A 14,432-nucleotide genomic window follows, 5' to 3' on the forward strand; every position below is an offset into this window, starting at 1 on the left:
AAAATTTTATATGAGTTCTTTGGTGAATTAAAAAAAGAAATAAAAATAATTGCGAGTGATTCTATTGAATTAAAAATGGAAGTTGGCAATTTCCAAAAAAAAACGATGCCAAAACCAACTCGTTCCTTTATAGTCTTTCATAAAGCACTTTCTTAGCTCATAGTTAAGCGTAGGTAGCTCAAGCATATTGATTTGCAATGCTTTTTCTTTAGTAAAAGGGTGTTCCCAAACACTGGGCTTATACATATAAACAAACTGTTCCTCTTCCTCGCCTGCAAGCAGCAAATTGAATTTCTTACATATTTTTTTTACTGCATCCTGAGGAATTTGATATCGTTCTGCGATCTCGGCTACAGACCATTTACAAACAAAAAAAGCATTCTTTTCTAATTTTTGCTTCAGTTCATCTTGCAAATGAGCGTAGATTTTTTGCGTATTAATTAGACCTGTTTCACCACCTAATTCTGAGGGCTGAAAACAACAAAAACAAAGATAACTCGGGACATCAGCAGAATAATAATTTTCGGTATGAAATCCACCAAGATAAAGTGTTCCCCCAGTTTTATAAACGGAATTAGTATGTAAAACAAACTGGAGATTATCCACGTGAACTCGACCATTTTCAGACATAAAGGCTTCACTGATCCCGCGAAACTCTGGAATGCTCAAGATAATTTTTTCGAATTGCTCATCCGTACTGATATTAAAACCTCTTAAAAGGACCGCTCCATAATGGGCCATATCCTCAATAATCTGCTTGGAATTAGATGCAAGAAATTGTTGTAAAAACGCAACATCTGTGGAGCCTTCCGCCTCAATAACTCGTGGCATTTCCTTTTCTTCAGATAAAATGAGTCGTTCCTCTTGCCTAAGAAATCGTGTAACAACCCCTTGGTATTCCTTGTGCATTCAGCAAAACTTCCTTATAAAATTACCTTAAAAAACTATAGCATAAAAAAACAATTCTAATATAAATGCAGTATGTTTGAGAAAATTCTTTATTCGAAAATCAGTACCTTTCGAATGAAAAAATGATGTTCTAGGATCGAGTAACAATGTCCACACTAAAGCCCTAATTAAAAATATCAGGGCTTGCAATGGGTATCTGTATTATTTAATAGTAGCTTTGTGTTCCTGTTCATGGGATTCTGCTTCCGAGTCTTGCGCATGCGTTTTTCCCTGCCACCAATGTTTCAGTTGATGACAACCATGTACTGCTGCTCGATATAAATCAGGAAGGATGGATACAATGGCATCAAGAAAATCCATAACTCCACCCTTATTGAAACCATAAATGCAGCGGCTGAATTCGGCACCCTTTTTACTTAGTGCAATCGTATCGTCTTTTTTAGAGAAAAATCCATCTGGCTTGAAACCTACTTGAAATCTTTTTTCGTATTCGTGTAACTCTTGAGTAAATACCTCTTCGATATCATTTGCAATCAAGTGCCTTACTTGAGTTTCTGTAAGAACAGGATAAAGTACCGCCATCATCTCACGTATTGCCTTGTTCTCTGTTAAATTACGGATAACCTTGTCCCGACGTTCATCAGGACCTTCACCAAGGCTCCAATTACATGCACCTACTAAAAGCGTTAATGCTTCATGATACTCAGCATATGCAGTAGCACGTTGATTGATAAAGTATGCTGCGGCTGCCCAACCTAGCCAACCTATATAACCGATTACCGGAAGAAAAGACAAAGCAGTTGCTGTGACTCCAAAAACCACACTTCCTATAATTTTTTGATCAATGCTTTTTAGTTGCATTGATTTTTTTTTAACCAGCTCAGTACATTGTTTTAAAAATTCAGTGTGATCTGCATTGGTTGTTAGGAAATGCTGTTTCGCTGTAATGGCAAGTGTATTATCATCTGCCCGAGCAGCGCCACCAATAGTAAAATACGTTTGCGATTCCAATTGCAATTTATTTAATTCACTGTTGATACCCAATTGAGGAATAGGTGTATAAGTGGATTGTTTTTTTATTCCGATAGTCTCTAATACAGTCTCTAATACTGATGCCATTTTGATCACTCATAATAAAAATGAAAAGGCATTCTAAATTCTATTTTACATAATAACAATAAAGAAATATGCAACATGGTGCTTAGTTGAATAACTTAATTATACCTTTTATGAGGTCATGAGTACTCTTTTTAAAAAAGTAAGGAATAGAAGCCGCTTGGCAGGTTAAAGTGTGCAGGAGCGTTGATGCTTAATTTTTTTTCGCGATTAACTCTTTAATATCAATTGCAATTTCACGGATTGTTCTTTCCTTACCTATATCATTACGAATATCAAGATCAAATTCATCTTCCAAATCGAAGAAAAAATTAACTAAATCCAGAGAACTAGGAACAACTTGATCAATGGATTGATCCAAATCAATCTCTTCAGGCGCAATTTCCTGCGTTCTTGCAATTAAATGAATAACACGATGTTCTATTGTTTGCTCCATAAAAAATCCTTCTTCTCGATTCAAACAAAATAATTAATTCCTTTTTTAATTGAGTATACAGTCAGCGCGCATGCAACTCCATTAATATTTATCCATTAATCAATTTGATACCGAGAGCGAGAATTTTGTGCCCAATTTAATAGCCAAATCGTTTAAAGCATTGGGCTCCTAAAGATTTCATGGCGCTGCATTGAATTATTGTTGTTGTGCCTTCCGCATCATTTGCTATTTGAATCACGTAGGACTGGCCATTTGCGCATAAGATATTCCAATATGCTGCATCATTGCGATCGACTCCTTGATAAAAAGATTCAATAGGGGCACAGGCTCCACCTGCAGCATTGATAATACCGCTTAGTATTTGTGTTTTCTGCGCTGATGTTCTGCTCAATAAAATATCATTGGCAATATTGGCATAATTACAGGCAGTAAATACCAACAGGAAAAACATCATTATAGACTTACTCATAATGCATCCTTAAAATTGAGTCGCATTGCTGTAGCAAGATTTTGGTCTATATGATGTTATTGTAGAATATGGAATGGATTTCTCCATTTCAATTCATAAAATAGAATTTGTAAGGAATACGCTTTGCTATCCTACATACCGTGCATGAAGCCTGAGAGATAGACAAAAAAATTTGGTTTAAGGCATTGAAATATAGGAATAATGGTATTGAAAGTGCATGACGGATTATGATCCAATAGAGTTCCACAACAATAAGAGATCGACGTCATGCACCTGATGCAATTATTACACAAAACATTAGCAAAAGAATTACCTTTTATTCATAAATCACGCTTACACAATTTAATCATGGCTTCATCGACGTTAATTAAGGTAAATAAATTAACGCTGACATCGCTTGGCCGTCATTTGCCTCATACTAAAGTTAAGACTCGCAGCAATATAAAAAGGATAGACCGCTTATTAGGGAATACGCGATTACAAAAAGAAGCGATTGAATTTTATAGGACAATGAGTCATTATCTACTAGCAGCACAAAGACGCCCCTGGATTCATGTTGATTGGAGCTGTATATGTTCGCAGACTAAACTCTATTTATTGAGAGCCTCCTTGTCGATGCAAGGACGCTCGATTGTGATTTACGAAGAATGTCATCCACAGAAAAAACAAAATAACCATCAAACTCATAAAGAATTTTTAAATAATCTAAAAGCTATTTTACCGAGCTCTGTACAACCTATTATTGTTACCGATGCGGGATTTAGAGCGCCTTGGTTTTCCTATGTTCGAGCGCTTGATTGGGATTTTTTAGGCCGATTACGCCATAAGAATGCGATATATTTAGAGGCTACAGCAACTTGGCAATTAAGTCATATCTATTATGAACAAGCCACAGCCAAACCTAACTACTTGGGGCAGGGCCTTCTTACAGAGAAAGAACAAATCCCTGCTCACTTTATACTCTATAAAGGCCTCTCTAAAGGTCGTCATAGAGTGAATCAATACAAGAAAGGTAGGCGTGATGCAATGAGTAAACGATATACTAGAGCTCATCATGAGCCTTGGTTATTGGTCACTTCATTGACCTCAACAAACACCGCTGAATACGCTGTGAATATTTATCGGCAACGCATGCAAATAGAAGAAAATTTTCGTGATACAAAATGTACTCGTTATGGGTTTGGATTGAAAGAAAGTCTTTCTCGTTCTCCTCAAAGAATGAGCATATTACTGCTTATTGCTGCTATCTCTACTTTTGCTTGTTGGCTTGCTGGCATTTTTACCAAGCGTAAAGGATATGCATCTTCCTTTCAGGCTCACTCTTCAAAATTCACCAACATTTTATCCCTGGTCTATTTAGGGCGCGAAGCTCTCAAAAAAGGAATCTCTCTCAAAGTAAAACAGTTTCAAAATTTATTACCTCTACTCTCTGAGCTAAATGCCACAACACAGACCCCCACTACAGTCTTTCTTTGAATTTTGTGGGGATCGTACAGGCATGAAGCGCGATACATAGAAAAAGACTGGAGATTTCTTTCAGCGTTTCATCCTATGGATTCAGGTGCGAGCCTAGCGTTCATCACAGACAGTATAATATCCATGGCGAAAAGGATTACTGCGCGATCTAAACTTATAATCTCGACAACGTTGTCCATGATCATCAGTATATCGTCTGTCTAAACGGAATGAAAAATCACCAAAATTCATATCCTGCTGCCACTCTCGTTCCTGACGTGCTCTATCTTCTTCATCCATTTGTTTCAAAAATTTACTGAGTTTACTGGCATGCCCTACTGAGAAGAGGGAAGTAATAAGTAGAAGCAAGATTATTTTTTTCATAACTAGACAACAAAAAATACAAAAAGAGCGTTATTAAACCATAATTTTCCTAAATAGACAAAAATTTAAAGGAAAATAATAAAGAAAGTGTATACTCGGAATTATTAAGATCGTTGAATAATCAGGAAATTCTAATGCCAGGACAGCCATTCAAAATAACCATGCCATTCGTTTTGCTCAGCATGATACTTTATCTTTTGTTACTTTCCTTTATTCAGTATCCTTTGACCACGTTACTCAAACCTATTCCCATTGCTTTGCTAATGCTCTTTGTCTTGCAAGTCAATCCAGGAAAGCACATAAAACCCCTATTATTGCTTGCCTTAGGATTTTCACTTATTGGCGATGTTTTTTTGACTCTTCCCATAAAAATGGCAGTGCACGTAGGGATCTTGGCGTTTATGGCGACACATTGCAGCTATATCAGTTTATTTTTAAAGAGCCTGCAATTGCAAAGAAAGAATTTGTTTGCCTTTTTACCCATCTTATTATTTGTGCTCATAAGCTTTTACTTTTTATCCCCCTATCTGGGAGAAATGAAAATACCGGTAGCAGTTTATTTATGCCTGCTGACCTTAATGGTATTTTGTTCCTTTCAAGTCAAACAGCAATCGCTATTGCTGCGAACCGGAGCCTGCCTTTTTTTACTTTCTGACTTTGTTTTGTCATTAGACTTATTTATTCTATCGCACAATAAACCCATCACTGTTTTAATTATGTTGCTCTATTACATTGCCCAAACTCTATTAGTAATAGGAGTCACTCAAACCAAAGAAAAGGTCGTTCTCGAGTTACAGAGTATATTTCGCAGTGTCAAGCTGGCGTAGTTTTTTACTTTTTATTTATCGCTACGTAACAAGAGTAAATAATTTCAAGAGATACAATAAGTAGGAAGTCACGATAACAATTGTGATATTGACTACAAAACCAAGATGTTTTTTTCTTAAAATGAGGGCAGAAAGATATCTTCCCAATTCAGTAACAAAAAATAAAATCAAATAGGTGGCGCATATTGTGAAAAAAGCCCAATAGAAACATTCTGAATTAAAGTAAAAAGGAACAAACTCTGTAGTAATACCCGCGCCTTTTTTGTAACATAAACTAAAAAAATAATGCCTCTCGTAGATAACTAAAAAAATTATCGCGTACAATCGAAGAAAATTTATATTATATAACATGAACTCATTCTCCGATTTTCGTCCTCTATTTTTCTGCAAAGTCATCAATGTATTTTCATATACTATTTCATTGACATACTAAGTTTATTTGTTTTGATAAATTATAGGTGGTTCGTCCTGATTCGCAAATGAATATGCTTGTGATGTAACATGCTCAAAAGCATATGGAAACTTCTTCGCCAAACAGAAGAGAAAGTTTAGAAGCTGTCATAACCTATTTTAAAGCGAAGAAGAATGTCTTGATTAAATTTTCATGCAAAGCCTGAACAAATGCATACTATGGCCCAGGCTATTCTATGATTTATCCCATTTTTTTATAGGAATCATGACCAATAAAACGAGCTCCTGGTCCTTCATGAGCAATGTCGCTTGCCTGCTTATTGAGTATGGAAATGGTATCAATCGCTTGTTGATTTTTATCAAAATGCCCACTAATACTCAATACAGACTCACACATTGGATAAACTACGCTAAAAGATAGTGCATTTCCTACCATATAACCGGTAATCGGTCTTTTTTGATTTATGGCTTGTGGACACGTTTTGGAGGCAACAGCAGTGGTGAAATAGCCCTCAACTTTATTATCTGGCAAAATATCGAGTTCTAAAATTGATCCTCTTTCATTTTTATAAGTAACTGTTTTTTGCTCAGCAAAAACAGATTGAGCCAATAAAGAGGATGCTGCAATTGTGACACAAAAGAACGACTTAAAATTCATTAGATACTCCTTTGTTTTTAAAACAGGGGTTGATATCGGATTGTTGTTTAACATCTTACTCGAATAAGATCAAATAGTATCTTTAAAATTGTATAGGAAAAATACTCTTCTCATTAAGAATGCATCATTGAATAGAAGTCTAATAACTCTTTTGACACACAGGGTTCTTGAGCTTAATATACATAGCTTAATTGCTTCAATTGCATATCTGCTGTTCTTCCACAGTAAAATAATAAAGCTCAGGATGGGTTTGAAATGTATAAGTTGGTGATCGTTTGGTTGACTATTTTACTGCTCGCAGCCTGCGAAAAAGAAAATAGGTCTTTTAGTGGATATGTTGATGCCGATCTCGTCTATTTGTCTTCGGATTTTGGTGGACGCCTGGCTGATCTCGCCGTATTACGGGGACAGTCAGTCAAAAGCGAGCAATTCTTATTTAAACTCGAACAAACCAGTGAACTTTATAATGTACGAATGAGTGAGCTAAGCAAACAAAATCTGCTTGCTCAGCGCCAACAAATTTTGACCCAACTCAACTACAATGAAATCAATTATCGTCGTGTCCAGGGAATGCGACAACAAAATGCAGCAAGCCAAAGTGATCTGGATGCGGCACAAAGAGATTTAAAGATTTCCAAAGATCAACTTACTGACGTCGATGTTAAAATCCACAACAATCAGATTGAAACAAGCGATAAAAAATGGCAGGTAACCCGCAAAGAAAATTTTGCACCAGACCGGGGAATTATATTTGATACGTATCATAAACCAGGTGAGTTTGTCCAAGCAGGCTCCCCTGTTCTTTCATTGATTACCAGAAATAATATTAAAGCGGTATTTTTTGTTCCCGAGGTAGAACTTTCTAAACTGCGCCTTAATGAACACGTTAAGATTAAGACAGATAAAAATGAGAATTTTGCTACGGGGCATATTTTCTATATTTCAAATATTGCTGAATTTACTCCTCCTATCATTTATTCCCGTGAGGAACGTCAACGTCTTGTATTCCGAGTCGAAGCAAAAATTGATTCTCCTGATTTAGAAAAAACTCATCTTGGACTACCTGTCACATTGGAATTAGCTGATGAGTGATTTTGCAATTGATGTTAAAAAACTAACAAAAAAATTTGATGAAAAAGTCGCTGTGGATCATATTAGCCTACAAGTAGAAAAAGGCTCCATATTTGGCTTTCTTGGTTCGAACGGAAGCGGTAAAACGACTACCATTCGCATGATTTGCGGCCTTTTAACTCCCACCGATGGTGAGGGAAATTGCCTTGGATACGACATTAAAACTCAAAGTGATGAAATCAAAAAACATATAGGCTATATGCCCCAGAAATTCAGTTTTTATACGGGATTAACTGCTTATGAAAATCTGCGCTTTACTGCTGATATTTTTCAGGTAAAAAATCCAGCTCAAGCAATAAAAAACATCATCAAAGATCTTGGCTTAGAGGACTATCAAAAAATACAAGCAGGCAATTTATCAGGAGGATGGAAACAGCGCTTGGCCCTGGCATGTAGTTTACTTCATAAACCGCAATTATTATTCTTGGATGAACCAACTGCAGGTGTTGATCCCAAGGCACGTAAAGAATTTTGGGATTATTTACATAAAATATCCTCTCGCGATGGCACCACAATTTTAGTGACGACCCATTATATGGATGAAGCTGAGAAGTGCACTGATTTAGCATATATTAATCTAGGGAAATTATTGTATACAGGCAGCACAAAAGATTTAATTCCTCAATCAAAAGTCAAAGCGTATCTATTGGAAGTCGATAGAAAAGAGCAAAATTCATTAATGGAAAAAATACATGATGCACATCCCAAATTATTGGCTTCAATTGTAAATAATGAATTGCGCATTTCATCACGCGATGAGCAATTACTAAAAAAAGTGATTCAAGAAAACAGTGATCGTTCAAGTAAAGAAGTCACTCCTTCTTTTGAAGAGGTTTTTATCGGATTAATGCGATGAACTATAAAAATCTATCACAGGGAATATCTTTAGCTCGTCTTGGTGGTTTAATACGTAAAGAATTTATTCTTGTCAGCCGTGATCGCGGCACAATCGCGATGCTCGTTATCTTACCAATCATGTTACTGATCCTTTTTGGCTTTGCCATTGAATTCGATCCGAAACATCTGCCCACTACCATTATTAGTTATGATAATTCGCCATTAACCCGAAGCTATGTCAGCTCACTTGAAGCTTCAGGATATTTTAAAGTCATTCATGAAGGATTTGATGAAAATAAGAAGAATGAAGATTTCGCAAATGGAAAAATCAGCTTTGCTTTCACCATCCCTCCAAATTTTACCCGTAAATATATTCGTAATGAGAACCCCCAATTACTGGTTGAAATCGATGGCTCAGATCCGGGAAGCAGTGCGAGTGCGCTCAGCAATGCTCTGCCCATCCTGAATCAAACTCTGGATAGGTTTAATAAACAAGGTTTAGGTTTCTCATCCACAACGCATTCAAAAAGAAGCGTCGACCTCACCACCCACAGACTTTATAATGAATCGAATATAAGTTCTTATAATATCGTTCCTGGTTTAATTGGAGTATTACTTACTCTCACTTTAGTGATGCTGACCTCGACTGCCATCACTTCTGAAAAAGAAACCGGCACAATGGAAATGCTGTTAAGTACTCCATTAAAACCTTTAGAAATCATTCTTGGTAAAGTAATCCCCTACATTGTTTTAGGTTATTTGCAACTTACAAGTATTTTAATTTTTGGTAAGGTTTTAATTCATATTCCTACTGAAGGAAGTATTTTGTTGCTTTATATCGCCGTAGCCCCGTTTCTTATTGCTAATTTAATGGTAGGCATGATTTTTTCTACAATCGCACGTTTACCTATGCAAGCAATGCAACTTAGTGTCTTTTTTCAATTACCTTCAATGTTTTTATCAGGTTATATTTTTTCTTTCTATGGGATGCCTACTTGGGCGCAGTTCTTGGGATATTGCCTGCCAATGACCTATTTTACCCGGATTGCACGTGGAATATTACTGAAGGGCAATACATTTAGCCAAATTGTTCCTAATATTTTACCTATTTTATTGATTGCCTTTATTTTGATTATTTTGACAGGAAAAATATTTAGAACAAAGCTCGACTAGGATCTACTGATAATTCGTCAATAAGACCTAATAACTTTATTTTAAATGGCCAAATCATGAAACTGAAAATTATCTTGCTTAACCTATTTGCCATATTGCTTGGAGGATGTTGCAAAAACTGTATTATTCATGAAAAAGTAAATTATCCTAAAAGTACGCGCAGTGGAGTTAAATACATCAACAATAAAGCCGATTTAAGTCGCGTCGCATGGTGGAAAAAACTGAAGGATCCGCAGCTTAACGGGCTTATTTCTCAGGCTCTAGCATGTAATGATTCGATTAGGAGCTCCTATGCAACAATTGAGCAAGCACAAGCACAACTTAAAGCGGCTCAATATGCCTGGATCCCAACTCTTGATGCAACTGCTACCGGCTTTACAGGCGGCACTTGGAATACTCATATTTCTCCAAGAGGACAATTGGCGAATAATCCTTTCTTTTCAAACTTTTCCAATCCGAAGTTTAGAGGATATTATGCTGGATTTGTTCCGGGATACACATTGAACGTCTTAAATAATATTAACAATGTTAAAGCAGCCAAAGCTTCTTTAGCCATAGAGGAGGCACAAACTCAGTCAATAAAATTAGGGATTATTAGTCAAATGAGCGGGGCCTACTTTATGCTTTTAAGCCAACGAGAACAATTGGCAGTAGAAAAATCCCTAGCGAGCGACTTGCGGAAACTACGTCAACTCGAACGTGTTCGATTCCAAAAAGGTGCCAATGATATTGCTATAATCACCAATGTAGATCAACAAATTGCTGAAGAAGAAGCAAGGATTCCCCAAATTGAAAGTGTCATTGCGCAAAGTGAAAATACCATTCACCTCTTATTGAATCAAAATCCTGGACCCATTGCTACGCATCGTACCTTACTTTCATTAAACTTAAATCATCTCATTCCTAAATCGTTACCTTCATCGGTTTTAAAAAATCGTCCTGACATCATGGTTGCCTTAAATAATCTGAAAATGGCTCAAGCACAAATTGGCGTAGCTTATTCAGCTTTTTTCCCCACGATTGACTTGACTGGGTTGGTTGGAGGAGCTTCTGTTGATTTAACTAATCTTTTAAAATTAAGTACTAATATTTGGGTTGCGCAAGCCGCAGGTTCGACAAAAATTTTCAATGCCAGCTCCTATCAAAATATCAAATCTGCTAAAGCCGGATTCAAAGCAATCTATTATGACTATCTGGAAACCCTTCATTCTGTATTCGCAGATGTAGATGACTCGCTTACAAATGAGCAGAAAAATAACTTAGCGTATGTACAAACTCAAAAAGCGTATTTGGCAGCACAAAAAGCATATGATATTGCATTAGCTCAATATAAAGCTGGAGCAAAAGATTATCGCAATGTCATCAATGCCAAAATAAATCGGGATCGAAGCAAGTTGAGTTTAATCCAGGAAAAAGCGCAATTACTCGATAGTATTGTGCAAGTATATAACGCTGTTGCCGGGGGGTATGATACTGCCTAGCTGTCAATATGTAGCCTGGGTGCAGCGTAGCGGAACCCAGGAATATAATCGCATTTTAATCCCGGGTTCCGCTACGCTGCACCCAGGCTACATTTCTTATCCTTTTCTTTTAACTACGCTTTTTCGTCAAGTGCTTGTTCAACCACTTTAACTAGCCTCCCTGCTTCAGGGGATGTCGTTGAGTAGAAATAGTCAATAAGCTCGCCTTTTCGATTGATAAGGTACTTATGAAAATTCCATTTTGGTGCTGTGCCAAATCCTAATTCCTTTCTAGCCCATAAATAAAATGGATGGGCATTTTTTCCTGAAACTACTTCTTTAGCAGCCATGGGAAAAGTAACTCCGTAATTGACCTGGCAAAAATTTGCAATTTCTTGTTCAGTTCCTGGCTCCTGGCTCCCGAAATCATTTGAGGGGACGCCAAGTATGACTAAACCGCGATCTTTATATTTTTCATAAAGTTTTTCCAAACGAGCATACTGCGGAGTAAAACCACATTTTGAAGCCGTATTGACTACCATTAAAACTTTTCCCTGAAAGGAAGACAGAGGCAACGGCTCATGTCCACGTAAGGTGTGGAACGAATAATCATATGCATTGTCATGATGCTGAGTATCTGCTGCTGATAAATTAGAAGTCATGATAAGCCATCCTAGTATTATTATTGAGAGAAAATGCATGGTTATCCCTAATCTTATGAAAGCACAGAACCGAAAACAGTTTTGGGATTGATATCAATAATATACTATTGATCTTGTAAAGCAAGAATGGATTTATTTATCCAACTGGTGTCTGATTTTTTCTTGCACTTCACGCATGTGTTCTTCATCTTTATAATGAGTACGCGGCCAAAAAAAACCTTTGAGCCCATCTTGTTTATTCCTAGGAACAATATGGATATGAAGATGAGGAATGCTTTGACTAATTGTATTATTCATTGCAACAAAACTTCCTGCAGCTTCCATTGCTTTTTCAACAGCTTTCCCTATCCTTTGCGTGAGTAAAAAAAGAGGCAATACCATTGAATCAGGCACATCATAAAGTGTTTTAATATGCACTTTAGGAGCCAATAAGGTATGACCTGGAAAAAGAGGACGAGAATCCAAAAAAGAAATGAAATTCTCGTCTTCAAAAACAATAAACGATTTTTCTTTTTTTGCTGCAATTAAATCGATAATACATTCACTTGTCATTTTATATCCCTATCATTATTTTCAGATTTAAACTGCGAATCCGTTTTCTGTTGTATTATAGGTTTGACCTTTATGTTCCAACAAACTCTCTTTTTCCCCTTTGTTTTTTATCTTGAGAATGCGACTAAAAAAACCATCAGGAGAATGTGCAGAAGAGGTAAGCATCTGAGGAGGTTCTTCCGTTATTTCCTTAATTTTTTCCGCACGAATGCGATTGTGCCACCGGTAGACTAATCCTGGAATTGCAATAATCACTCCTCCCGTATAGCCTGCTGCCACACCATAAATTCCTAACTTGGTTTTAAGCCCAAGAAGCGCTGATCCTGTTATTCCCAAAGATAACGCTGAAACTGAAATAATAGTCGAACCTTTGAGATCCTTCAAAACTCTCAATTGTTGTAATAGATTATAACGTGCGGAATCCAGTATGACTCCAGTTGACATAATAGGGGCCAAATATTTAAGAATTTCTTTTACTTGGCTTGGTGCCTTTCCAATAATCAATACCCCCGGCATAACTGCAAAAAATAAAGGGACAGGAGTAGTGTAAATCAGTGTAGTTAATAATCCATATTTCCCCATTCGACTTGCATTTTCATATTTTTTAGCTCCAATCAAGCGATTAAGTTCTTGTGAATTACTTTGGCCAAATCCGGCTAACATTAAAAAATTAAAGAATATATATTGATTTAAATAAGTGATTGCGGCTTGCTCCTTTGTGCCAAGCATACCCGATAAAATACTTACTGACAGAGACATTGCCATTTCGCTTGCCACTGAAAGTGTAATTGAACTGCCTATTTGCAAAAGCTCGATAAATTGCTTGAACTGACCGGAAAACCTCTTAAAAATATTGAAGAATTCGTACTGACTAAAATCTTTATGCTTTGCTAAGTAAAGCGCATAGGATAAAGAGGTTAGATACGCTTCAATTACATAACCTATGGCAATTCCCGTGCCTCCTAATTTGGGTACTCCTAAACCACCAAATCCCAACCATGCACCAATTCCTGTTCCTACTGCAAGACTTGCCAATCCCAGAAGCATTGCCGGTTTCGCATGCCCGAAGCTAAACATCATTTGCTCTGAAGAGATTCGTGTCATCACTGCTGCTACTGCAGGCGAATAAATACGCAAAAAACTCTGAGTAATTTCTGCAACATGCTCACTTTGACCAAAAAGAGTGGTTAATAAAGGTTTGGAAAAGATCAATCCCATCATGACAGGAGGGGTAACTAATGCAGATAAAAAAAGGCCATTGCGATTTATGCCGGCAATGTATTCACGTTTCTCTTGTAAAACTATTTCATTTGTTTCACCGTTTGTTTCATCCTCGGTTAATTCACCAATTTTATTGCTTGCAATCACACTCATAGAAAATAAAGGAGCCATTCCAATGACTAAAAATGTATTTATCATTGTGGAAATTAATGTTGCTGAAGCAACTTCGTCTTCATTTTCACTAAGTGAATTAAGCAATACAACAATTAAAAAAATCTCGAAACTGAAAGTAAACGAAAGGGCCATAGGAAGGGATAGGGAACTTAACTCTTTAAAAGTCCTCCAAAATCCAAAATAATCGTCACCTTCAACTTCTTCATCATCTACAAAAGGGACTACCTCGCTATTTTCTAATGAAGCCCCCTCTAAATTGCTCTGCTTTTCAAGAGAAGCCGGAATCTTAATTATTACTTCATCGTCTTTTAAATCTTGAAGTGTGGTGTTAATACTTACATCATCTCTGGGATTGTATTCAAATTGATCATTTTTTTGTTGCATTTATAATTTCCCTTAAAAGACAGCCACTGCAAAACATGGGATTCCTACGAATTTAAACCGATATGCCAAATAATTAGTTTTGATGACAAAATTAGAGGCACAACTTAGGGGCGGGAATTATATAGCAACATTAAAAATTTTCATCTGAATTTTTATTTATAAAGAATGGAAAT

General features: G+C 36.6%; 15 protein-coding genes. 6 read left to right on the forward strand and 9 right to left on the reverse strand.

The window, feature by feature from the left end; translation table 11 throughout:
• Positions 1 to 69: 69 nt before the first annotated feature.
• The 4 genes from DY223_RS14545 to DY223_RS14560 all read right to left on the reverse strand — a co-directional run bounded on the left by DY223_RS14545 (position 70) and on the right by DY223_RS14560 (position 2,930).
• Positions 70 to 909: a TauD/TfdA family dioxygenase gene (locus DY223_RS14545; protein WP_235810475.1), complete on the reverse strand. Its 840-nt coding sequence runs from the start codon at positions 907 to 909 to the stop codon at positions 70 to 72.
• Between the two features lie 201 nt (positions 910 to 1,110).
• Entirely contained in the window at positions 1,111 to 2,028 is a 918-nt protein-coding gene (locus DY223_RS14550) for a hypothetical protein (protein ID WP_058458589.1), read from the reverse strand.
• Positions 2,029 to 2,218: 190 nt separating this feature from the next.
• Complete coding sequence (locus DY223_RS14555; RefSeq protein WP_058458590.1) at positions 2,219 to 2,461, reverse strand: acyl carrier protein; 243 nt, start codon at positions 2,459 to 2,461, stop codon at positions 2,219 to 2,221.
• Positions 2,462 to 2,597: 136 nt separating this feature from the next.
• Positions 2,598 to 2,930: a hypothetical protein gene (locus tag DY223_RS14560; RefSeq protein ID WP_058458591.1), complete on the reverse strand. Its 333-nt coding sequence runs from the start codon at positions 2,928 to 2,930 to the stop codon at positions 2,598 to 2,600.
• A gap of 276 nt (positions 2,931 to 3,206) precedes the next feature.
• Here DY223_RS14560 and DY223_RS14565 point away from each other — a divergent pair, with 276 nt between their 5' ends.
• Positions 3,207 to 4,406, forward strand: a complete 1,200-nt coding sequence (locus tag DY223_RS14565; RefSeq protein ID WP_160116288.1) for an IS4 family transposase — start codon at positions 3,207 to 3,209, stop codon at positions 4,404 to 4,406.
• Positions 4,407 to 4,499: 93 nt separating this feature from the next.
• On the opposite strand, the gene DY223_RS14570 is transcribed toward DY223_RS14565, so the two are convergent.
• Positions 4,500 to 4,769, reverse strand: a complete 270-nt coding sequence (locus DY223_RS14570; protein ID WP_058458486.1) for a hypothetical protein — start codon at positions 4,767 to 4,769, stop codon at positions 4,500 to 4,502.
• 134 nt (positions 4,770 to 4,903) lie between these two features.
• Between DY223_RS14570 and DY223_RS14575 the strand changes: the two genes are divergently transcribed.
• Positions 4,904 to 5,596, forward strand: a complete 693-nt coding sequence (locus DY223_RS14575) for a lysoplasmalogenase (RefSeq protein ID WP_058458485.1) — start codon at positions 4,904 to 4,906, stop codon at positions 5,594 to 5,596.
• Positions 5,597 to 6,248: 652 nt separating this feature from the next.
• Here the strand turns inward: DY223_RS14575 and DY223_RS14585 are convergent.
• The gene (locus DY223_RS14585) at positions 6,249 to 6,665 is read right to left on the reverse strand and encodes an avidin/streptavidin family protein (protein WP_082642404.1); all 417 of its coding nucleotides are present in this window, start codon (positions 6,663 to 6,665) and stop codon (positions 6,249 to 6,251) included.
• A gap of 255 nt (positions 6,666 to 6,920) precedes the next feature.
• On the opposite strand from DY223_RS14585, the gene DY223_RS14590 reads away from it, so the two are divergent.
• Genes DY223_RS14590 through DY223_RS14605 form a run of 4 tightly spaced genes read left to right on the forward strand, consistent with a single transcriptional unit; the run spans position 6,921 to position 11,287 of the window.
• Positions 6,921 to 7,757, forward strand: coding sequence for an HlyD family secretion protein (locus DY223_RS14590; RefSeq protein ID WP_058458483.1), 837 nt, complete (start codon positions 6,921 to 6,923; stop codon positions 7,755 to 7,757).
• Positions 7,750 to 8,652, forward strand: a complete 903-nt coding sequence (locus DY223_RS14595) for an ABC transporter ATP-binding protein (RefSeq protein WP_058458482.1) — start codon at positions 7,750 to 7,752, stop codon at positions 8,650 to 8,652. The genes DY223_RS14590 and DY223_RS14595 overlap by 8 nt, the downstream gene beginning before the upstream one ends.
• A complete protein-coding gene (locus tag DY223_RS14600; protein WP_058458481.1) occupies positions 8,649 to 9,806 on the forward strand; it encodes an ABC transporter permease in 1,158 nt (385 codons plus the stop codon). Before DY223_RS14595 ends, DY223_RS14600 begins: the two co-directional genes overlap by 4 nt.
• Before the next feature lie 56 nt (positions 9,807 to 9,862).
• Positions 9,863 to 11,287 carry a TolC family protein gene (locus tag DY223_RS14605; RefSeq protein ID WP_174223919.1) on the forward strand — a complete coding sequence of 475 codons (1,425 nt, stop codon included), beginning with the start codon at positions 9,863 to 9,865 and terminating at the stop codon, positions 11,285 to 11,287.
• A gap of 113 nt (positions 11,288 to 11,400) precedes the next feature.
• Here the strand turns inward: DY223_RS14605 and DY223_RS14610 are convergent, their stop codons facing one another.
• The 3 genes from DY223_RS14610 to DY223_RS14620 all read right to left on the reverse strand — a co-directional run bounded on the left by DY223_RS14610 (position 11,401) and on the right by DY223_RS14620 (position 14,259).
• Entirely contained in the window at positions 11,401 to 11,928 is a 528-nt protein-coding gene (locus tag DY223_RS14610; RefSeq protein WP_058458479.1) for a glutathione peroxidase, read from the reverse strand.
• 132 nt (positions 11,929 to 12,060) lie between these two features.
• Positions 12,061 to 12,480: an HIT family protein gene (locus DY223_RS14615; RefSeq protein ID WP_058458478.1), complete on the reverse strand. Its 420-nt coding sequence runs from the start codon at positions 12,478 to 12,480 to the stop codon at positions 12,061 to 12,063.
• Between the two features lie 27 nt (positions 12,481 to 12,507).
• Positions 12,508 to 14,259, reverse strand: coding sequence for an MATE family efflux transporter (locus DY223_RS14620; RefSeq protein ID WP_058458477.1), 1,752 nt, complete (start codon positions 14,257 to 14,259; stop codon positions 12,508 to 12,510).
• Positions 14,260 to 14,432 lie beyond the last annotated feature (173 nt).

Source organism: Legionella bozemanae, assembly GCF_900450575.1.
In the GTDB taxonomy this organism is placed as follows: domain Bacteria; phylum Pseudomonadota; class Gammaproteobacteria; order Legionellales; family Legionellaceae; genus Legionella; species Legionella bozemanae.